The sequence below is a fragment of the Actinomycetota bacterium genome (assembly GCA_040757835.1).
Lineage (GTDB): Bacteria > Actinomycetota > Geothermincolia > Geothermincolales > RBG-13-55-18 > SURF-21.
Genome location: JBFLWJ010000024.1, coordinates 19847 through 41171 on the forward strand (window position 1 = coordinate 19847; position 21325 = coordinate 41171).

Here is a 21325-nt window from a genome sequence, read left to right on the forward strand (position 1 = left end):
ATGCCCGGCGTGTCCCCGTCCCGCCACGATCCCGATCATCTCCTTTTTGAATACCTCCCCATCTCTCAATATCTTGTAGGCGGCCAGGCAGAGCTTATGGGCCAGGATGCAGTTGGCCAGGAGGATGGAGTTCTTGCCCCGCCTCGCGGCGTGGCGGTCACGGAACGCAGCCAGGTGTGCGTCGTGGCGCGCCGCTCCCATGGCCGCCTGGCAGAAGGCCCACTTGAGGTAGGGGTTGCCCTGTTTTCCGCCTTTCCCCTTTTTCTCCTTCTCCGCCGATTTCGAGGTGGAGGCCACCAGGCGGCAGTAGGAGGCGTAGTCCCTGGCCGTGGGGAAGCGGTGAGCCTCCCCCGTCTCGTAGTAGATGGTGAGCGCTAGCACGTATCCGATCCCCGGGATGCGCATGAGTTCCCGGAAGCGGGGGTCAGGCACGCTGATCCTGGTGAGCCAGGCCTCCATCCTCTCTATCTGGGAGGTGAGCAGGGCGATACGCTCCACGGTCATGGAAAGGTCCGTCTTGACCTCGCCCGGCAGGGGGAGACCATCCACTCCTTGCGCAATCGCCCTCTCGGTGCTGGAGCTGCCCAGCATTACGTTGTGGCGGGAGAGCGTGTTTTTGAGCGACGAGCGCAGCCTTCCCCGCTCCCTGACCAAGTGGATCCTTTTGCGCATGATGTCCCTCGCCGGCCTTCTCTCCGCGGGGTAGATGTAGGAGCAAGGGATCTCCTGAAGGCGCAGGAGCCGGGCCAGGCGGTGAGCATCCTTTACATCCGACTTGAACTTGGAGCCGGTGATGAGGTGCAGGCCGTAAGCGTGGGCGAGCTTGACCTCTTATCCGTGGACCCTGAGCCCGTCCACCAGCCAGTACCAGTTGTAGGTGGATTCCACCACGCAGGTCATCTCTCCCTCGAAGCTTGCGAGGAAGGCAAGGATCTTTGCCAGCCCGTTCTTCAGCGTTGTCTGCCCCACCTTCTCGCCCCTTTCGTCGACCACCACCAGGCTTGATCTCCTGGCGTGCAGATCGATTCCGCAGTAGAATTTCACCGGCGACCTCCTTTTCTAGGATTTGGACATGAGCACCCAAAGTTTACCTAGGCCGGGGGGTCGCTCTCAATGATTATCACGTCTTCTTGCCCCACAAGCGGGGATGATAAAATCTTCATGGCAATACCGGCGAGCAAGGGGAGGTGCGCGGTGGTGGAGACAGGCAACGGCAAGTCACTAGGGGAAGTCATGCGGGCCTTGAAGGAGATCCCTTTCAGGCCGAGGCCCTTAGGGGGGCGGGTGAGCACCTCCGTCGGCTTCGTCCCGGATGTCTTCCCTATGCTGCTCGACACCCAACCCGCCACCGCTTGCAGGCTATATCCCTATCCCAAGTTTTTCCGCAAGGTGGCCTTCCCCTCCCTGGACGGCACCCCCCTGGCGGGGATGCTGGCCCTGCACCCGGACGGCAAGGCCAGGCCCGGCCTGGTCCTCTGCCATGGCGTCTTCGGCAGTAAGAACCAGAACTACATCCGAAGCGTGGCCGTGAAGGCCTTCCGCGACTGGGACTACAACGTCCTCTCCCTGGACACGCGGGGTTTCGGGGAGAGCCGCTACATGAGCGGGGCCATGATCACCGGCGGGTGGAAGGAGGGCGAGGACGTGGCCGCGGCCGCGCGCTTCCTGGGTTCCTTCGCGCAGGTGACCACGGTAGGGCTCTCGGGTTGGAGCATGGGCGCGGCATCCTCCATGATCGCGGCCGGCCTGGACGGCGGCGAGCACATCACCGGCGGGGTGCTGGCCTGGAACGGCACCGGAGACGCCCGCAGCATCATCAGCCATATCTCCAAGTTCCCCCTGCCGTGGCAACCCTTCTTCCTCATGTACCCCGTGTTCAAGACCTGCCTGGTGCTCAAACTGCGCGGCTGGGAGGGTTACTCCACCGACGGCGACTTCCCCGCCATGTTCACCGCGGCCTGCGAGTACTACGGCGTCGACGAGGACGAGACCTACCTCAAGGCCTCCCCCATGAGCTATGCCGCCGGCATCCGCATCCCCACCGTGCACATCCACGCCGCGGACGACCCCATCGTGCCGGTGGAGCACGCCGAGATCAACCGCGAGAGCGCGCGGGGCAACCCGTCTTTCGAGGTGTGGGTCCTCGAGCGTGGCGGCCACTGCGCCTTCATGGCCGTGGACAGGAACTGGTACGAGCTCGTGTTGCGCGAGTTCTTCGACGCCTGGGCCGAGAGACGTTGATCAGGAGCAGCGGTCAGGCGGACCTCATGTCTCCTGTCCAGGGGCACCGCCTCCAGGCCGGAAGGTTCAACGTAATTCGGCACAGTCCTCCTGCATGGCGGACCGGATGTTGTCCCACGAGGTCGTGTCGTAAAACCACTGCCAGAAAGTGAAGCTCACTGCCTGGCCCGGGGCGACCGCCGCGAAGACCCTGTCGAAGAAGGTGTTTGACGCATTTGTGCCGCTGTCGTTGTCGTCAGGCCTGTACTCGCTGCCGTAGTTCACCCATTCATACGAGGTCGCGCTCAGCGCCGGAGCGGACAGGAAATAACCGTACCTTGAGGGGTCGCTCGCCTGGAATATCAGACCCTGGGCGGCATAGACGCCCTTATCGTAGGCGACCATCCAGGGATCTGCCAGGGCGGACATGGCCACCCTGGACTCGACGGCGCGGTCCGCTGTGTCACCGCTGTAGCGTCCCCTGTCGTTGGTGGCCCGGTCGGAACTCAACCATTGTTCCCTGCCCCAGACCACCGGATAGGTGCGGCTCGCTGCGCCGTTGTTGCGGAACTCGAAGTCCTGCCTGATATAGCGCTCTCCAGCGTAGAAGGTATTGGCCCTGGTCGCTGCGATGCCGGTGTCGAGCTGCTGCTTCCAGCCGGTACCGGGAGTGTCGTCGGAATGTACCACCACCTTTATGGCGCCGTTGTCCTCGCTGACGATGTAGTCCATCCATTCCTGCTGCTTCCACTTGATGTCGTAGGAATAGCTGCCCGAGCCGTCGCTCCTGGCGACGTTGTCCACGTGGACCGCGATCCTCTCCATGCAGTCGGTGGAAACATCGGGGGCTCCCGGCTGGTGGGCACGGCTCTCCGCCTGCATCCCGGCATGCTCGTGCCCGCCACCGTAAACGAAGGTGGTCCAGTAACGGTTGGCGATCATCAGGCCGTTGTAGAACTCACGGTTGCCCATATCGGCGGTGTTCACCCTGTCGTACCGCGTGGCGAAGAGGTCGGTGTCGGAATCGAAGGTGATGTCGACGTCGACCTCGGTCGTGCTCAGCGCTGCCTTCTGGAGATAGAGCGTGTGGCAGCCCGGGTCCCACCACCAGCAGTCGGCCGTCGAAGCGGCGGTGCCCTGGGGCACCGGCACCCCGTTGTACTTCACGGCGATATTGCCGATGTTCGAGGTCACGGGGTGGAACGGTATGGCCACGGCGACGTTGCTCTTGGCCGCGGCCGCATAGATGACCAGGTCGCTTACGGTGTAGTCCCAGTGGTCTCCATTCCAGACCGGGTTGAAGTCGGTGTAATCGTAAGCCGTTCCCTTTGAGCTCTTCCTCCTGGTGATGAAGGTGCTGAAACCGCCGGTGTCGTCGTAGTAATCGATGGAGCCGAAGTCAGGAGCGTCATCCAGCTCGACCCTCACCGCAAAAGCTCCAGTATTGGGGTCGGCGCAGCCCCGGCCGTAATTGGAGCCCGGATAGATCACCCCCTCGAAGCGGTCCGCGCCCGCGTTCCATGTCATGGGCACATAGAACACAAGGGCGGCTGGTGAAGCAACCCTGGCCCTGGCATATGGATAATCCATGTTGCTTATCAGGCTCAGGGTGGCGCTCACGGGCACGGCGCCCGACCAGCCGTCCTCGCTCTTGCCCAGGGAAGCGTCGATGCCGGGCACCGGCTCCGGCGGGACCTGGTAGAGGGCGACGATGCGTGCGCTGCCCATTCCGGCGTCGGGGTTCGCCGAAGCACCGCTCCAGGCCCTTAGCTTGAAGGCATGGCTGCCCACGGACAGGTTTATCTTCTTGGTGGCCGCAAAAGAAAGCCTGTCGGTGTTGTCCTTGAAGCCCTTCTGCTCGTAACTGACGGCGGTGCCGTCGGACGTGAAGTCGTAGAAACCGTTGTAGGCAGACCCGTTTACCTCGTGGCCCCCGACCACCGCACTGGTAAGGAGGTAATAATCGTCCTGGGATGGCGGGGTGAACTGCAGGGCGGCGACATCTGCAGCGGTCGTGCCACCGTTGGTCACGTAACCCTCTGCCGCCGCGGACTGGCAGGACAGCCCGTTGGCCGCCAGGGGTACCGCCGTCACCCTGGCATTGCGTATCTTGTGCTTGGTGGTGGAGGAATTGCACGCCTGGATCTTGAGGGTGTGCGGCCCGGCGCTGAGGTCCCTGACGGACACGGTGAAATAATCGAGGTAGTCGGTGGTGTCCTTGGCCTCGGAGAGCGTCTCCCCCAGGTTCACCCCGTCGATCAGCGCCCTCACCCGGATACTCTGGGAGGTGGACAGGGAGTTGAACTCGGCCGAGGAGAGCAGTAGGTGGTCCCCGGCGACGGCGACGTCGAAGGACAACGACACCGCATCCTGGTAGCTTCCATAGGTGGCGGAGACGGTCTGGGCGCTTGCCGCCGCCCGCGTTTCGTAACTACTCAAGGGGATGGCCAGGACCCTCGCCCGCCTGGCATAGGCGGAGGCATAGGCACTCTCGCTGCGGTACTGCAGCCTGATAGTGTGGCTGGCAGCGGTGAGGTTCACTACCTCGTGGGCAGCGAAGTGGTTCACGTATATTCCCGTCTCCTCAGGCTCCCCTGTGAAATCGGCACAGGATACGCCGTCCACGGTCAGGCGCGCAAGCACACTATAGGAGGAGCTGCTGCCCCGCAGCTCCGCCGTTCCGACGACGAGGTAAGCACCCGCGGATTCGGGGGTGAAGGTCAAGACCGCTTTGTCCTGATACGAGGTGGACTTGGTAGAGGATTCAGCCTCGGTCTCCGCATACTTGATGGCATTGTATGCCGCTTCGGCTCGGCTGGACCCCGACAGCAGATACCCCGGGAAATCCAGCAAGGACATGGTCAATGCGATGATGAGTGCAACGATAAGCAGCAGAGATACATTGAACGCCCGTAGTCTCATGACCTACCCCCCATCAGCCCAAGCACACCTGCAGACCGGCAATACCCTGCTTGAACGCCCCTGTAACTTATATCACCATCGGCAGGCCATAGCAAAGCTAGCGAGGACGTTGACGATAACAGCGTGTTGGTCAGTGGCAGCTGAGGGGGCTGAAGCCAGGGATGGCGGAGCTCTTCCTCCAGCGGCGCAGCGACTCGATGATGAGTATGATGGTGCGCTCGGTGCCGAGGATGCGCGCCAGGTCCTCGAGCAGGTCCACGCGCGAGCGCAGCTCGGCCCAGAGCCCGCGCTTGAACTCGAAGACCCTGGCGTAGTTGCGGTTGAAACGCTCGAACTCCTCCAGCGCTTTGTCCCGGTCGTCCACGGCGATGGCGGCGACCTTCCCCGACACCAGCGCGCCCGAGATACCGAAACCCATGAACGGGTCCAGGGAGCCGCTGATGGTGCCGCACATAATGAGTCCGTCGCGGATGAGCTGGGGGCTGTCCGCCGATGCGGCCGGGGCGACACCCGAGATGTATTCCCAGTCATCTTCCTCCATGCCCCTGATCCTCTGCATGAAGGAACGGTACTTGTCGAGGCACTCCCGCGGTATCTCCTGGCCATACGCGAAGAGCAGGTTATAGTAGATCCCGTTGGCGAAGGAGATATAGCCGTACTCGTTTATGCACTCGTCCAGCCACATCCACGCGTACGGGTCGGCTTCGGCCTCGCCGCTGGCCATCCAGGCATACCAGTCGATGTAGGGGATGCCCAGCAGGTCATACGCGGGCTTGTTCAGCCCACAGGCGATGATGGTCCCGGGCTCGAGCTTCGCCACGTCCTCTTTGCGCAGCGGGCTGTCGAACTCGAACTTCACGCCCGCCTCCAGGCACTTGTTGTAGAGCAGGGTGTCAAGGCTCTGGGGACGCGAGCTGCGCTCGACATGGTAGGAGAGCGCGACCGGCGCGGGGATCTCCAGGTCGTGCAGGTAGATGGCGAGGGAACTCACCGGCACGAAAACGGAGGTGAGGTCGATGCCCACGTACTCCGAGGTCTTCGCGACATCCAGCGGCGTGGTGTGCAGGGAGGGGTTGAAGATACGCGAGCCGCCGTAAGCGGGCTCCTGCTCGCGCACCAGGACCTCGTGGCCCTCCACCGCCAGGTTATAGGCCGCCACCATACCGGACATGCCGGCCCCGTAGATCAATACATCCTTGGCCATTGCGCAACCTCCCTCTCCCTTGCCTCATCCCTCGCGTTTCAAGCCCCTCCAGAGGGCTATCGCCCTGCTATTTCTTACACCCGGTGAGAAGCCCGCGTCAAGCCGGTGCAGAGCATCGGAAACCCTTGATATGCGTACATATATAGATGGGTATGGATAGGTCAGTGACTGACGGAGGCCTGACCACCCGGTTCCGGCTCGTCGATGACCACGGGGGTCTTGCCGGCGGGGGTCCGTTGCAGCATCCCGACACTCCGTATCCGTACCTCGGCCAGGAGCGGATGTATCGCGTCAAGCCTCGACCTGATAACCTCCTCGACCCGCTCCGGCAGGTCGCCCTCGAAGACGAGGTCCAGGGTAAGGCCGTCTCTACCCCGCACCACCTGGAACGCGTCCACCCCCACGATGTCGCGCACGCAGTGCCCGACCGCCCTGATATGTATCTCCGCACCGTCGTCCAGGAGCAGGAAGGGGTGCGTCCGCCCCACGACATCCCGGAAAGACCTGAGGCCGTACCTGCCCGCATCCTGCACGGGAACGATCTCGTCTCCGATCTCGTAGCGCAACAACGGGAAGCAGCGCTCGTACAGGCTGGTCACCCTCACCGCACCGGCGCCATCGGGGCCTTCGTCGCCGACCTCGAGAAAATAGTTCCTCCAGAACACGGAGTAACCCCCCTGCGGGCGTGTATGGGCCATGAGCCCGGCTTCGTAGGAGGCGTATTCCATGGCCACGGGACAGCCGAAGACGTCCCCGACCATCCGCATGCCATCCGGGCCAGGGAATCCCTCCGAACCGCCGATGACCGCCTTGATGCGCAAAGACCGGAACTCGTCTCTCAGGTGCGCATTCGCCATGGCGAGCGCGTACAGGGCCATGCTGTAGGCCAGCACGTAGCCGGGCCGGTGAGCGATGAGCCTGCGGCCGCATTCCCTCATCTTCTCCTCGCAGAAATCATACGAAGGCAGCCTGTAGTCCCCAACCGCCCAGTCGTACAGGGTCTTTCCCGGGTGGTCCTGCATTGCTTTCTCCGTCAACCCCAGGGACGGCGGGTTGCCCCAGATATAAAAGCCGCGGTCGTCCGGCTCGATACCATACCAGGTCCTGGCCATCCACCGGTCCGGCCTGGTGCGGGAGGTCTCGGAAGACCATGCCGGCATGCGCACCGGCACCGAGGTCGTGCCGCTGGTTATCCTCATGAAGTCGGGTTTCCTCTTTGTGTATGACTTCGTGACTCCCGCTTCATCGAGGTCCTGCCTCCGCGTCACGGGAAAGAGTTCCAGGAACTGCTCCCAGCTGGCGATGGTCCCGGGTATGCCGCGCTCCCGCTGCAGGTCGCGGTAGAAGGGTATCTCCCTAGCCATGTTGCGCCAGCAGAGGTTGAAGAGCGCGAGTTGGATATCCAGCGCTTCGTCGTCGCCGTACGGTCTGCCGTATTCGGCAAGCCGCCTCTCGATCTCCCGCGCGAGAAGGAGCTTTTTCGCTTTTCCGGCCAGCGTCACGGTGCCTCCTCAACCGGCTCGCCTATGACCACCGGTATCTTCCCGGCCGCGGTGCCGTCCCTCAGGCGGATACATGAACTCAGGCGCCCCTTCACGTCCTTGAAATCCCTTAGGACAGATCGCACCGCGTTACACTATTCTGCCACAACCGGTGTTGTTTTCGGGACCGGTCCGTCTGCAGCGAGCGTGAGAGGCCGGCATCTACGGGCTGGACCGGACGAAAAAGCGGGGCCCCGCGGTCCGGTGCCCGGCCATGATCGGTCCGTCCTGCGGCCGGCTCACTTCCTGGCCAGGCGCTTGTCCGGGCCGAATCGCGGCAGCCGACGCCGCCACCGTGCTCTACCCGCGCGCCCGGAACATATCTTCACGGGCTCAATGGCGTAGGCCGGACGGACCTCGTCTTCAAGGGGGGCGTACAGCGCTCCCCTTTTCTATTGCTGGTTACAGCACGAAGAAGACCACGCTAAGGAACTGCAGCAGGGTGCCCAGCAGGATAAAGACATGGAAGACGGCATGGGCGTATTTCTTCTTCTTGCCGACCACGTAGAGGGCCGAGCCGATGGTATAGGCTATGCCCCCAGCCAGGAGCAGCACTGAGCCGGCCACACCGAGCGCGCGGATGGTGGGCGGGATGGCGATGAGCACGGACCATCCCATGACTATGTAGCACACGAACGAGAAGTATTGATATTTCTTGATGTCGATGGCGGTGAGGGTCACTGCCACCGCTGCCGTTACCCACTCGATGGCGAAGAGCACCCAGGCCAGGGCCGCATTCTCGTACCTCAACGAGCAGAGCACGAAGATGGTGTAGGTGCCGGCGATGAAGAGGTAGATGGTGCAGTGGTCCAGGACCTGGAAGGCCCGCTTGGCCATGGGGTGCGTGAGCCCGTGATAGATGCTGGAGGTCGTGTAGAGCAGGATCATGGTCAGTGAGTAGACCAGGGAGGTGACTATCTCCACCGCGGTGTCCGCCAGGACCAGGCACCAGATGAGGGCGACCGCGCCCAGCGCCGCCCCGACGATGTGGGTGATCATATGGGTGAGCTCTTCACCCCGCGAGTAGCCGGGCATCTCCCGGTCGGCGAGCTTCGTCCTCTTCATGCGATGCCGTGTCCTTGTCCATATATATTAGTGCGACCTATGGCCCATGTCTTAAGGATTATCGGGCAGCGGTTCACGTGCGGTCAATACCACAAGGGGCCGCTCGTCAGAGCCCATGGCGGGCGGCGCGCGCATAGAGCTGCGCGAAAGCCGCCAGGTCGATGGACCCGCCACGGCCGTAGCGGCCGATGCCGCCGCCTGTGAACCAGCCCGTATGGGGATCACGGGATTCGCTCCAGGCGCCGTCGAGGTAGGCTGCGAGCATAGCACCCCCCGCGGGGAAGGGCGAAACCTCGTCGAGGAGCAGCAGATTACGCATGAAGACCGCGTTGAAGACCGGTGGCTGCTGCCACAGGCGGTCTTCCTGCCCGAAGTAGGTGATCGCGGCGGACGCCGTATCACGCGCGAGCTCGAGCGGTTCGTGTTCACCAGTCAGGCGGTGCCACAGCGCCCATGCGCCCACGGTGGTGCCCTGGTTGTAAGACCAGACGGTGGGCTCGATGGAGCCGTCATCCTTGATGTGGTCGGCGAAGAGGCTGTCGGGCCTTCGCAGCTCGCGCACGAGGAAGGCCATGGCCGCCTCGGCGAAGACACGGTAGCCACCCGGGCCTGCGGCTCCTGCAGGCGCCCGGGCATTCTCCATGAGAGCCAGGCGCAGCGCGACCTCGGCCGCCGGCGCGGTCGAACAGGTGTGGCGCGCCAGGCGCGGCTGCTCTACCCACTAGATGCCGCCGCCGCTCTCGCCCCCACGGATGAAACCCAGCAGGCGCCTTGCCGCCTCCGCCCCGCCTGCGACCCCCAACTCCGCCGCGTCCAGCAGTGCCAGGGCCAGCCAGGCGTTGTCGTCGTAGTAGCGCTTGCCGTTGCCCGGTCCCGAGTCGTAGGCGTCGCCGTTGCGGTGGTCCTCCAGCCCGGCCAGGAGACGGTCGGTGACCTCCAGGTCCAGAAGGTTTATAGCCGCCAGGTCTACCGCGGCCCGCAGGACCTGGGTGAGGGGCCAGAGGGTAGCCCGCCTCGCGAAGAGCCAGGGCCCGTCGCGTACCACGGTCTTGCGCCGGCGGCGGCGGCCCGCGTCCCGCATGATGGGTTCCCACGCCGCTGATGCCTGCTCGGCCCGCGACATCCTGTCCATGGCTTCGGCACCCCCTGGTTGTTCCAAGTGCTCAAATGCACCGGTATCTCCGTTCGCCTTCAGCCGGAAGCAAGGAATCAATGGTACCACATGAGACCCGTTTCCTTTCACCGTTTAAGCGTTTCAACCAAACTCAGAATGGGTAGACTTAAGGCGCTGTGGGCGCATGCCGGCATTACGGGATGGAATTCCGCTCGCTGGCCGATAAAGGAGGCCCGGGAATGCATACTATCGACCTTGATATACGCATCCAAACACCGATCGAAAAAGCCTGGGAGCTTCTGAGCGACCAGGAGGGCTACACCTTCGTAAGGCAGGTCAAGAGTACCAGGTTGCTTAAAGAGGGTCGCGGCGACAGGAACGGGGTGGGGGCGGTGCTCGAAATCAAAGCGATGGGCGCCACCATCGTCTGGGAGGTAAGCGTCTTCGAGCCCCCACACCGTTTCGAGTACCGCATCACCGGATTCCCCCTCTCCTTTCAGCATGATATCGGCGCCGTGGAGTTGACATCCGACGGCGAATACACCGATATCCACTGGCTGAGCAGATTCGCGGTGCCCGTTCCCCTGGCGGGGCGCGTGATAGAGTCGGTCATCCACCGCGTTATCGGTAAGGTACATCAAAGCACCCTGGAGCAGGCAAAGGCGATACTGGAGGGCTGAGTCCCCCGTTTGTGCGATCTATCAAGGCGGCATCCCCGATCAACGATAACATGAGTGACTGGATGCCACACATGAAGGACGGGGTGATCCAGTAAAAACCTCTTTAATGAAGGTCGGGAGGCCCCGGCGATGAAGAAGCCGGCGATGGTAGCGGTCCACAAGAGAAAAAAGGCGGGGCGTATCCAGGCCGCGCCAGCCATCGCCCCTTTCCTCGCCTTCCTGCTCGCCACCGTTTCCCTGGCAGTGCTGCCGGGATGCGGCAACGCCGGATGGGAGACCTCGAAGCAAGCCTTGGAAACCGCGGACATGACCGCCGAGGAGGTGCTGGAGCGCTCCGTAGAGCAGTTCATGTCGCTGAAGAGCTACCGCTACCGCGGGACGGTCACCATGACCGTCGAAGGGAACGAGGCCCTCAATAGCGAGTCCGAGTTCGACACCTTGCTGCAGCAGAACGACCAGGGCGGGATGGACGGCCATATGGTCGTGACCTCAAGGGAAGGCTCCGGCTCGTACGAGACATACACATACCGCGGCACCGATTATACCCGCCTGGAGGGAGGCGACTGGTACCGGGTAGAGGGCGGCGCCGGCTCCTCAGGCCTGGTCTCGCTGGACGCGCGCCGCATCATAGCCGAGTTCGCCAGCCTGGTGGAGGACGTCGAGTTCGCGGGCGAGACCGACTCCGAATACGTGATCTCCATGGTGATGGGTCCGGCCTATTTCGAGGGCGCGGCGGAGATCGTGGGGACCGAACCGGCTGCCTACAACGTGGGTGGTGAGACGACCATGACCATCACCGTCGACAAGGAGACCTTAAATATGACCGCCGCCACCATGACGCAGGTGACGGAGGCCACCGCGGACACACCGGCCATCAGCGTCATCTCGGTGGGCACCTACTCGGAATTCGACGAGCCGGTGGACGTGCAGCCTCCCCCTGAAGCCCTCAACGCCCCGCTCGAGGAGGACTCCAGCGGCGAAGCGAGCCAGTGACCACGGGGCGCCTCAATATTTGATCTCCTCACCCCTACTGCCCTAACACCGCGACCTTCTACCTCTGCTGTGGCCACCAGAACCTGGCACATGAGCGCCTTGAGGCCCGTTTACCGGCGGGGTGTAGGCTACTGGATCACCACAAGGATCTCTGAACAGCGGGCTTTTCGTCGCTAGCTTCGGTGATGCGGCCTCTGCCCGCGATGCTTTTCAGCCGTCCCTCTGGCGCCTGTACGGACGCCCCGGCCTTTACGCCGCTCCAGGCAGCGTCGACGATCCTTATGTTCGCGAGGCCGCGCCACCTCCTGAGCAGGAGAAGAAGGATAGTGTAGATGATCTTGCCGAGAGAGAAATGGAAGACCCAGGCGTATTCTGAATCACGGCCGATGGCTAACGAGAAGTTGGTCGTAAGGATCCGGTATATCAGTAAAGAGATCTCAAGAAGGAACATGAACAGCCCGCTTGCGATCATGAGGAAGGGGACGGCCCACCAGTTGCCGCCCCTGACCAGCCCGATGGCCATGACGAGAAAGAGAGCCCCCATGCCGAGGTAGGCTGCTGGCCTTACCCACTTCTTCGACTTAGACATGGCCTGCATGCTCCCTTGATCCGGGTGTGGCGGCATCCATATCACTTGCCACCCATATCGCTTAACGTGGATGGGACGCACTTGCCCCCGGATATGTTCAGATGTCCTCCAGCGCCATGTTGGCGGCCTCTTCCCCGGTGGCGAACGCGCCTTCCGTGCAGGCGATGAGGAACAGGTGCTCCCCGGCCATATACAGGCCCTTCACGTCCCGCCTGTGGTGCTTCAGGAACTCGTGGATAGCAGGGAACTGCCCGGGGGATTCCAGGTTGATCGCCCTGTCCCAGCGTATGCACTCGGTGAACAGGGGCTCGTCGGGAAACTCCGGCCAGAATTTCTGGGTCTCCCTGATGACGCGCCGGCGCCGTTCGTCCTCTGTGAGCTGGCCCAGTTCCTTGTCGTGCCACCCGGCCGTGAAGGCATAGAAGAGCCCGGCGCCCTCCGGCGCCGTCTTCATGTCCCCGCCCGCGATCTCGAAGATGGTGGTGAGGATGGACCTCTCGCTGCCCGGGATGAGGGTCGCCACGAAATACTCGGGGGTGATCTTTTTCTCCAGGGCGAAGATGTAGTTATAGGTCGAGCAGTAATCGCACGTCTCCAGGGGCTTGCTGATGCTGTCGGGCAGGTCCGGGATGATCTGCCGCGACACCACGGCGTCGGTGGCGCAGATCACCTGGTCCGCCGCGATGAACCCGCCCGCGGTCTCGACCCCCTTGACCTTACCGTCCTCGATGACCACCTTAGTGACCGGCGTGGACAGCCGCACATCGTCCTTCACCTTCTCGTAGAGCCCCTCGTTTATCGATCCCATGCCGTTTTCCATGACGCATACCCCGCCCGCGAGGAAGGCCAGGGCGATGAGGTGTGAGATGGTGACCTCCTCGGGCCGCGCCAGCACCATGGTGCCGAGAAACGGCGCGATCATGTGGTCCAGGATCTCGGGGCCGCCGTGCTCGAGGGCGAACTGGGCGGAGCTGACGTCCCCCAGTTCCAGCAGCGGCTCGAAGTCCCTGGTGACCGGGTCGAGCCTGCGCATGTATTTCCACATGGCCAGGCCCAGCTTGATAGCCTGGGGGTAGGCCTTGAGGGGCCATCCCCTGAACCGGAGCGTCTCGGGGAGGTTCTTCGCCATCTCCAGGGGGGTGCTCTTGAGGAGGAAATGCTTCTTGCCGTTGCGCCAGAAGGCAACCCTCAGGCTGTCCACGATGTGCGCCTGGTCCGACATCCCCAGCTCTCTCACGAACTTGTGCGTGGTGGCCCACTGCGTCTCGGTGAGACCGGCCCCGATGGGGAGATGGAACCCGTCCCTTTCCATGTTCCAGCAGCGTCCGCCCGGCCGGTCGCTGGCCTCCAGGGCCACTACGTCGGCCCCCGCCTTTTTCAGCGTATAGGCCGCCGCCAGCCCGGCGCAGCCCGTTCCGATCACCACGACCGGCTTGTCTCCCATGGTCCCTCCCTTTATTCCTTTAGGGTCGAATCTTCACTCTTCAATTTTCCGACATGTTATCGATTAAGTGAAGAGTGCAAATGGGCCAGGCCGAGAGGTCAGGCCTGAAAATCGGCCTGGCGAAGCAGAGAGAGAGTCAATGCACTCTAAATGCACTTCGAGTAGATTCATTTATAAGGCAACGAATAGGCTTTCGAGTAGATCTAAGTGAAGAGTTAAGATGCAGCTCCCCGGCCTGTGATGTTTTCACGGTTGGGTGGAGTACAGGCCGATCTTTGGGCGTGACCCCTTGGCCTTAGTGAGTACGGGCCGATTTCCGGGCCTGACCTCCCGGCCTGACTAGCTCTTTCTAATGCGCGCCTTGCCCATCTCGAACGCGCGCCCGGCATCAGCACCCACGCCCAGATATGCCATCTGCGGCGCGTTGAGTATGAGGGGATCAACCTTCGCCATGTCCGGGACGCCGTCGGTGAGGCAGCGCTCGTCCGCGTAAGCGGCGACGATCTCGCCGATGATCAGCTCGTCTCCCGCGAGGTCGACGGTCTGCACCAGCCTGCACTCCAGGTTGTACGGGCATTCCACGATCATGGGAGCTTTGCCCTCCTTGCCGTAGAAGACCTTGAACACGGTGGTCTTATCGTGCTTCTTGCCGGACACCAGCCCGCAGTAATCGGTCACCTCGGCCATGGCGGTGGACGGGATGTTCATGCTGAAAGCCCCCGTCTCCCTGATGCCGGCGTTGGTGAAGTGACCTTTATCGAGGGCCGCCAGGATATAGGACGGTTTGAGGCTGACCTGGGAAAACCAGGCCACGGTCATGAAGTTCACTTTTCCCGCGACCTGCGTCCCCAGGAGGGCGCATGGCATGGGGTAACAGACCATCTCGGTGCTGACCTCGATCTTATCCATGGGTATCCCCTTCCCGCTTGATAATAGTTGTGCCCGCTGTGTTCTTCCGCCTGTTTGCTATCATCCTACAATATCCGCGCAAGGAGAAGAACGCCTGTGCCCACCGGGCTCCAAGGACGGGGAAGCCGGGGTATGGGCTGCCCGAGGTATGGGAAGCCCGAGGTATGGGCCGCCCAAGGTATGGACTTGCAGCCGGCGGGGGATCACGCGGGGACCACAGATATCTCCAGGTCGCCGTCGTCGGCCAACTCCCACTCATAGGTGGAGTCCCCGGCCTGCGTTAGCTGCTCGCAGATGGCCTGCATCATGCCCACCATCAGGAGGGGCAGGCAAGAGTTCTCGATCAATACCCGCAAGCCGCCGTCGTTCATCTCGAAGCGCTTGAGGTTCCCCAGGCCCTGCGCCGCGAACATCCTCCTGTATGTGGACGAGTCCGGTCCGAGGGGGGCCTTAGACCAGGCTGACTTCATGGACGCCCTCTGGCTCGCGATGATCGCCTTCGATATATCCTCGCCCAGCTCCGTCTCGAGGTCCTCGAGGACCACCTGCAGGGTTATGGGATCGGTCATTATGGCCCTCCTCCCGGTGTCGGGATCGGTGATGGTCCCCTCTCCGGTATTCCATACGAAACGGGCCGCGCTCGCGGGCACCTCGCAGAGCGGACATGGCTCATAGCGGATGTCCCCTTCTTTGAACTTATAGAGCCTTGCCTGCAGCCTCTCCTGCAGTTCGATGGGGTGCTTCGCCTCGTAGGTGGTGACGCGGAAGGTGTTTTTTCCGATCTCGTCATATTTCACCCACATATCGAGCTGCTCCCAGCCCTCCGTCGCCCCCAGGGCGTCCCCGCAATAGAAGGGCAGGGAATAGGGGTTGCGGACGATGTTCTCGCGGTGGGGGTATTTCTCTCCCTTGCCCCAGAGCTCACCCAGGGAGATATCTCCCAGGCCCACCGATCTGCCTATATTGTTCACCTTTACGGTCGTCCTCCGGGCTATGCCCTCGATGGGCCTGCCGAGGGTCTTCCCCATCAGGCCGGGCCCCATAAAGATCTCCAGGCAGGCTTTCAGCATCCTCCTCTGCCATGCCGGGAAGAGCTCCTCCTGGATTATCCTGTTCGACCTGCGCCTGCTCTCAATGATCATGTTCTCGACGGGCAAGCCGATCAGAGCCTCGATGTCCTCGAAGACCTTGTTGAAGGCCTCGTTATCATGGATTACCATGCGCCTATCCGTCGCCTTCCTGTCAACGATCACCCCGCCCGTTCTCCAGGCGTAGGTCTTGCCGATGTTGGCGGGCACCCCGCAGGCCCTGCACAGCTTCACCTCTCCCATCTCACACCCCCTGTAAGGACCGCGCACTTGCTTTATATTCATTTCTCGCCAGCAGAGGTATGATGCTTGAGCCCTCTCGCCGGCAAAGACGGCTCGAACCGTGTAGGATAACAGCAAGGCTCGTTGCCATATTGGTTCCAGCAGCGACAGAGGACCTGAAATATCCATGGGGATGCCTGCGTCCCAAATCGTGATCGGTCGGTGAGGGGCATGTCGATGATCGTCGATGCCGCCGCATGGATAAGCGAACTCGATATCGCGGCCATACCCCCGCGCGTGCAGGAAAAGCTGCGCCACCAGATACTGAACATGCTCGCCGCGGCGATGGCGGGAATCGGGTCCGACATCGGCAAGCGCCTGTCCCGGGCCTTCCCCGTGTCGGGAGGGGACGCCTGGTCTCTCCCGCAAGGGCGGGCCTATTCCCTGGAGGAGGCCGTCGCCCTGGGGAGTTCCCTCACCATGACCATGGACTATGACGATTACCTCGTCTTCGGCCATACCGGGCACTCCGCGATAACCGTGCCGCTGGTGCTGGGCGACCGGGAGGATTTGCGCCTCTCCGAGGCCCTTCCCGCCATGGCGGCGGCGAACGAGATCGCCGGCAGGCTTGGTGCCGCCATCCTGCTGGGCCCGCGCAACGGGCAGATGTGGTCGTATATCCACCTGGCCGGGGGCGCTGCGGCGGCGGCGCGGGTGCTGGGACTGGACGCAGGGAGCACCGCGCACGCCCTGGCGCTCGCCCTCTACCAGCCAGTCCTGCCGCTATACCCGGGCTTCATGGACGGGGAGTCCAAGGTGATCACGGCCGCGGTCCCCACCGTTACGGGGGTACAGGCGGCGCTGCTGGCAAGGTCCGGCCTGGAGGGCAATACCGGGATAATGGAGGGCGCCGGGGGGGTTTTGGATGAGCTGTCCTTTCTGCCTCTCCCCTTCTTCTTCAGCGGCTGGGGCAAGGCCTGGGTGTCCGATACCCTGGCCTTCAAGCCTTACCCGGGATGCGCCTACCTCGACACCACCCTGGACGCGTGGGAAAAGATACGCGGCGAGGCCGAGTCGGGCGGCAGGCCTCTGCGTCCCGAGGACATCACGGAACTGGTTGTTGAGGCGAGCATCCTCACCATGGGCATGGACGACCTCGCCAGGGCTTACCGCGGCGCCGGCCCCCTCGCGCCGGTCAACATCAATTTCTCGCTGACCACCTCACTGGCCCTCGCCGTCCTCAACGGCAGGTTGACGCCGGGCTGCCTGGAACCGTCTTTTCTGGCGGAGAACGCGAGAGCCGTCCTGGAGCTGGCCTCCAGGGTAGAGCTGTTCCACGACTGGGGAGCGACCTATGAGCTTCTGGAGGCCCAGGGCCGCACCCTGGACCTGGCGGCCATCTTCGGGGCCTTCAGCCTGCGCGAGTTGGTGTGCCTGAGGCGGCGGCTCAAGGAACACCTTCCCCAGGCCAACCTGGGATGGCGTGACGCGAGAAAGATGTACGCGGCCCTCCCTCTCTCCTTCAAGCGAGGCCTCCTGCGCATGCCGGCGCACCTGCTCGGAAGGCCGTTCAGGAGGCAGCCCGGGGCGGGCATCGACCTGGAATCCGTGAGGATGGAGGAGCTGCGCCTTCCCTTCCCTGCCCGCCTCACCGTGCGGCTCGCGGACGGGACCGCGTACTCCCACCGCTGCGCCATCCCCAGGGGCGCGCCCGGGGGGGCCTCTTACCTGGAGGAAGTGCGTGAAAAATGGCACCGGGAGGCGTCGCCCTTACTGGGGGCGGAGAGGTCCGAAGAGGTCGCGCGCCTGGTGCTCGAGGAAGACCCACCCCTGCGGAAACTCCTGGACCATCTTCGGCCCGGGTAGGGGTCACGCCCATGAGGATACCGCGCGGCAGAATCTGCCCTTGGGGGGAATAGTGATTTTATTGAAGGGGCACTTCACGACAACGGGAGGAAACGGAACATGGAATACAACATCACCGTAAGGCCAGCGGATGTCGAGATAAAGGCTTCGGATGAGGAATCACTCCTGGATTCCATCCAGAAAGCGGGCATAGAGATCGAAAGCGACTGCGGCGGGATCGGCGTTTGTGGCCTCTGCAGGATACACATCCTTGAGGGAAAGACCAGCGAGATCGCCCTCGAAGAGGAGGACCACCTCACAGTGGAGGAGTTCGAGGCCGGCGAGAGGCTCGCCTGCCAGACTTACCCTCAGAGTGACTTGACCATCTCTATTCCGTAAACGGGATATGCAATGCTCTTAGCGTATATCATGGGGGCTGGCGGACCTGCTTGATGGCTGTTTCGAACGGCGGCGGTGCAAGAGAAAGGACGGTCATGGCTGAAACAGCGGCCGCGGATGAGCTATACATAAGACTGCGCGAGTACATGGATGCGATGCCGGGGGGGTTCCCGTCCACGGACAGCGGCGTGGAGATGAAGATCCTGCGCAAGCTGTTCTCCCCCGAGGATGCAAAGATGGTCCTGTGCATGACCCGGCACCCGGAGCCCGCGGCGGCGATAGCGGAGCGCCGCGGGGTGGCGGAAGCGGAAACGGTGGAGCTGCTCGACTCCATGGCCGCACGGGGACTGATCGGTCGGTCGACGGAAGAGGGCCAGCCGCGCTATCAGGCGGAGCAGTTCGCCGTGGGCTTCTATGAGCTGCAGATGAAGACCATCGACCGGGAATTCGCGGAACTGGCGGAGGAGTACTTCCCCCACCTGGGCCTTTCCTGGGCAAGGAACAAGACCGGCCAACTGCGCATCGTGCCGGTGGCCTCGATGGTGGACGTGTCGCACGATGTCGCCACCTACGACCGCGTCAGGGACCTCGTGAAGTCCCAGGAGAACCTGGGACTTTTCGAGTGCATCTGCAGCAAGCAACAGAGGATACTCGGCAACGAGTGCGGCTATCCCCTGGAGAAATGCCTCGTCCTCATGGAGATGGATTTCTACCTGGAGAACGGCTTCCCGGGCCGGAGAATCGACGTGGAGGAGGCGTTGAGGTTCCTGGACCGCTCGGAGGATTTGGGACTGGTGCTCACCACCGACAACGTCCAGGATATCAGGGTCGTATGCTCGTGCTGCAGTTGCTGCTGCCCCCAGTTGAGGTTGATAAAGGTGCTGCCCAAGCCGGGCAAGTACATGCATTCCAATTACAGGGCGCGGATAGACGCCGATGAATGCGACGCGTGCGGGGTATGCGCCGACCGTTGCCCCATGGATGCGGTTGTGGGGGGCGAGGAGTTCATGGAGGTCAACCCGAACAGGTGCATAGGCTGCGGGGTCTGTGTCTCGACCTGTCCCCGAGAGGCCATCGCGTTCGAGCTGAGAGAGGATGCCGTTGTCCCGCCCAAAGACTGGGATGAGACCATGGAACGCATAAAGGCAGAAAGAGGCCTGGCATAGCTACCCCTCCCATGGTCACTTGAGTTGAGATTACCGCAGAAGGCGCATGGTGTTGTCTCTGCTGATAACGGCAGGGTCTGCTCCCGGTCCCAGGAAGGGGGTTACATCATCCACTGCTTCCTCCCATGAAACCATCTGAAGCCGGTCCCGAACTGCTTTGCGCCAATTCCTTTCGTTCAGCGAACGTCCATCCCATCCCGTCTGCCGCAATGCGTTGTTGAGGTAACCAAGGTTTGGCGGGGGCCATTCCGGATCGCTCAAGTACCAGGCGAGATCATAAATGTCACGTCCCTTTAGGTACGGGCGCTGCAGGATAGCGTGCAATTTCCCTGCCAGAAGAGAGGCCCTGTCGTGATGCTGCAGCTGCAAGACTGCGTGGCGTCGTATAACCGTGGTGGCAAGGGTTGCGCCCTCGGGAGGTTGCGTATCCACCTCCACCTTGACCGACAAGGTCTCTCTGCTGTGCGAGGACAGACCCAACTCATAATATAGCCCCTGGAAACGGATGAAAGCGCTGTGCATGGTCTTCTTATCATTGACCTTGAGCTGGATCTCGTACCTCTCCAGAGATAACTCCCTCTCGATAGCTCTTAGATAAGCGCGGAAATCATATCCGTCCCTTTTCCCAGCAAGGGAGAAATCGAGATCTTCCGAATACCTGGCGGTCGCGAAGAGGAACCGCAACGCCGTGCCTCCATGAAAGGCGAGCGGGACCATGGCTCCCTGGCGCTGCAGGATGCCCAGGATACGCGCTTGCAGATACTCTCGAACGTCGTTACGCGCCTGGAGAGGCGACGGTGCAGCTCGCACTAACTCGGACAAGTAGTCCTTCATGGTGCCTCATACTCTTCCGCAGCCAAGTGAGCCATCTTTTCCAGCCTGCTTATCGCCCTGCGCAGCTTGGGGCTGCTGGCGGCCTCAGCGAAGCCCTTTAGCGAATCGAAGTCCAGCGATTCCAGGTTTCCGAGACGCAGCTCCAGAAGATATGCTGGACGATCAGATCCGGGCTGGAGATAGAGCAAATCGAGTAAAGCCTTTTCCGGGGTGGCGACCAGGGCCGTCTGCCCCCCACCAAGATCCTCCATACGATATCCAAAGAGCAACTCCTCTTTGACATGACGATATTCGAAATCTCCGAGGGCGGTATTCCACAGGCTCGGACGCGATGTGGTGACGCTGGTAACCACGGGTACGAATTCCGGGATAATGCCATGGTATGCGAGGGCCGACTGCAGACTCACATATGAGGGCCGCATAATATGATTTGCGACCAGGAAGGGGTGCGGCTTGACCTTCTGATAAGGCGGCGCCAGTGCATACAGGCCGCGCCGCAGCTGCAGCAGGCGGCCGGAGGCGGTCAGGCGAGACAGCTGCCGGCGTACGCTCGCGGGGTCGACGTCTCCCGCCAGAAGAAGCCCGGTCTCGAACAACGGCTCATCGCCTACAATCTCCTGCAATTTTCCGTATTTCATATCATTAATATGCCATATATGTCTATTTAATGCAACATAATTAGCAAAAAGCCTTTCTTAGTTATTACCAGGCTGCTTTAACGGTGGTAACGCCGTTGGCAATGCGCCTCACCTGCTCTTGTTCTCCGACTTCATGCTATAAGGAAGTCACCTTTGGCAGCAATCAAGCTTCAAGCTATGGCTTGAACCGATCACCCGTGTCTCTTATCGCATATATACTAGTATTGGTAGTAATCATGTCTAGGAACTCACGATAAGGACAGCGTTAGCATGAATCGACAAGACATCATAGATGAGATTATTGATTACTTGACCAAGTCAGGGGGTTAGAGTCCCCGGTAGTGGTGTATAAACCGAAAACCCTCTAGCAAAGCAAGGACCACCGTGCCATCCTTTTCTCAAAGGAGTAACTGAGAGACAAAGGAGAGGCACGATGGTCAACACTACTATGG

The 21325-nt window shown here is 62.0% G+C and carries 20 protein-coding genes; 6 read left to right on the top strand and 14 right to left on the bottom strand.

The window, feature by feature from the left end; all coding sequences use genetic code 11:
* A partial coding sequence (locus AB1384_14320; protein ID MEW6555448.1) for an IS110 family transposase occupies positions 1 to 804 on the bottom strand: 804 nt, incomplete at its 3' end.
* Between the two features lie 27 nt (positions 805 to 831).
* Complete coding sequence (locus AB1384_14325) at positions 832 to 1044, bottom strand: hypothetical protein (protein MEW6555449.1); 213 nt, start codon at positions 1042 to 1044, stop codon at positions 832 to 834.
* A gap of 117 nt (positions 1045 to 1161) precedes the next feature.
* Between AB1384_14325 and AB1384_14330 the strand changes: the two genes are divergently transcribed.
* On the top strand, positions 1162 to 2241 hold the full coding sequence (locus AB1384_14330; protein ID MEW6555450.1) for an alpha/beta fold hydrolase: 1080 nt from the start codon (positions 1162 to 1164) through the stop codon (positions 2239 to 2241).
* Between the two features lie 66 nt (positions 2242 to 2307).
* Here AB1384_14330 and AB1384_14335 read toward each other — a convergent pair whose 3' ends face one another.
* The 6 genes from AB1384_14335 to AB1384_14360 all read right to left on the bottom strand — a co-directional run bounded on the left by AB1384_14335 (position 2308) and on the right by AB1384_14360 (position 10084).
* Positions 2308 to 5142: a hypothetical protein gene (locus AB1384_14335; GenBank protein ID MEW6555451.1), complete on the bottom strand. Its 2835-nt coding sequence runs from the start codon at positions 5140 to 5142 to the stop codon at positions 2308 to 2310.
* A gap of 130 nt (positions 5143 to 5272) precedes the next feature.
* Positions 5273 to 6346, bottom strand: coding sequence for an NAD(P)-binding protein (locus tag AB1384_14340; protein MEW6555452.1), 1074 nt, complete (start codon positions 6344 to 6346; stop codon positions 5273 to 5275).
* Positions 6347 to 6507: 161 nt separating this feature from the next.
* A complete protein-coding gene (locus AB1384_14345; protein ID MEW6555453.1) occupies positions 6508 to 7848 on the bottom strand; it encodes a hypothetical protein in 1341 nt (446 codons plus the stop codon).
* A 441-nt stretch (positions 7849 to 8289) separates the two neighbouring features.
* On the bottom strand, positions 8290 to 8952 hold the full coding sequence (locus tag AB1384_14350) for a hemolysin III family protein (protein MEW6555454.1): 663 nt from the start codon (positions 8950 to 8952) through the stop codon (positions 8290 to 8292).
* A 106-nt stretch (positions 8953 to 9058) separates the two neighbouring features.
* Positions 9059 to 9655, bottom strand: coding sequence for a glycoside hydrolase family 76 protein (locus AB1384_14355; protein MEW6555455.1), 597 nt, complete (start codon positions 9653 to 9655; stop codon positions 9059 to 9061).
* A gap of 18 nt (positions 9656 to 9673) precedes the next feature.
* Entirely contained in the window at positions 9674 to 10084 is a 411-nt protein-coding gene (locus AB1384_14360; GenBank protein ID MEW6555456.1) for a hypothetical protein, read from the bottom strand.
* A gap of 221 nt (positions 10085 to 10305) precedes the next feature.
* Here AB1384_14360 and AB1384_14365 point away from each other — a divergent pair, with 221 nt between their 5' ends.
* Both AB1384_14365 and AB1384_14370 read left to right on the top strand, forming a co-directional pair.
* Entirely contained in the window at positions 10306 to 10746 is a 441-nt protein-coding gene (locus tag AB1384_14365) for an SRPBCC family protein (protein MEW6555457.1), read from the top strand.
* A gap of 129 nt (positions 10747 to 10875) precedes the next feature.
* Positions 10876 to 11739: a DUF6612 family protein gene (locus tag AB1384_14370; protein ID MEW6555458.1), complete on the top strand. Its 864-nt coding sequence runs from the start codon at positions 10876 to 10878 to the stop codon at positions 11737 to 11739.
* Positions 11740 to 11875: 136 nt separating this feature from the next.
* Here AB1384_14370 and AB1384_14375 read toward each other — a convergent pair whose 3' ends face one another.
* From AB1384_14375 to AB1384_14390, 4 genes are all read right to left on the bottom strand, one after another.
* Positions 11876 to 12328, bottom strand: coding sequence for a hypothetical protein (locus AB1384_14375; protein ID MEW6555459.1), 453 nt, complete (start codon positions 12326 to 12328; stop codon positions 11876 to 11878).
* Positions 12329 to 12425: 97 nt separating this feature from the next.
* Positions 12426 to 13772, bottom strand: coding sequence for an NAD(P)/FAD-dependent oxidoreductase (locus AB1384_14380; protein ID MEW6555460.1), 1347 nt, complete (start codon positions 13770 to 13772; stop codon positions 12426 to 12428).
* A 339-nt stretch (positions 13773 to 14111) separates the two neighbouring features.
* Positions 14112 to 14681 (bottom strand): flavin reductase family protein, encoded by a 570-nt coding sequence (locus tag AB1384_14385; GenBank protein MEW6555461.1) that lies wholly within the window; start codon positions 14679 to 14681, stop codon positions 14112 to 14114.
* 203 nt (positions 14682 to 14884) lie between these two features.
* Entirely contained in the window at positions 14885 to 16012 is a 1128-nt protein-coding gene (locus tag AB1384_14390) for a hypothetical protein (protein ID MEW6555462.1), read from the bottom strand.
* A gap of 216 nt (positions 16013 to 16228) precedes the next feature.
* Here AB1384_14390 and AB1384_14395 point away from each other — a divergent pair, with 216 nt between their 5' ends.
* The 3 genes from AB1384_14395 (at position 16229) to AB1384_14405 (ending at position 19401) form a co-directional block, all read left to right on the top strand.
* Positions 16229 to 17857, top strand: coding sequence for an MmgE/PrpD family protein (locus tag AB1384_14395; GenBank protein MEW6555463.1), 1629 nt, complete (start codon positions 16229 to 16231; stop codon positions 17855 to 17857).
* Positions 17858 to 17956: 99 nt separating this feature from the next.
* On the top strand, positions 17957 to 18235 hold the full coding sequence (locus tag AB1384_14400; protein MEW6555464.1) for a 2Fe-2S iron-sulfur cluster binding domain-containing protein: 279 nt from the start codon (positions 17957 to 17959) through the stop codon (positions 18233 to 18235).
* A 95-nt stretch (positions 18236 to 18330) separates the two neighbouring features.
* Positions 18331 to 19401, top strand: a complete 1071-nt coding sequence (locus AB1384_14405) for a 4Fe-4S binding protein (protein ID MEW6555465.1) — start codon at positions 18331 to 18333, stop codon at positions 19399 to 19401.
* A 30-nt stretch (positions 19402 to 19431) separates the two neighbouring features.
* On the opposite strand, the gene AB1384_14410 is transcribed toward AB1384_14405, so the two are convergent.
* Positions 19432 to 20235, bottom strand: a complete 804-nt coding sequence (locus AB1384_14410) for a nucleotidyl transferase AbiEii/AbiGii toxin family protein (GenBank protein MEW6555466.1) — start codon at positions 20233 to 20235, stop codon at positions 19432 to 19434.
* Entirely contained in the window at positions 20232 to 20873 is a 642-nt protein-coding gene (locus AB1384_14415) for a hypothetical protein (GenBank protein ID MEW6555467.1), read from the bottom strand. The genes AB1384_14410 and AB1384_14415 overlap by 4 nt, the downstream gene beginning before the upstream one ends.
* Positions 20874 to 21325 lie beyond the last annotated feature (452 nt).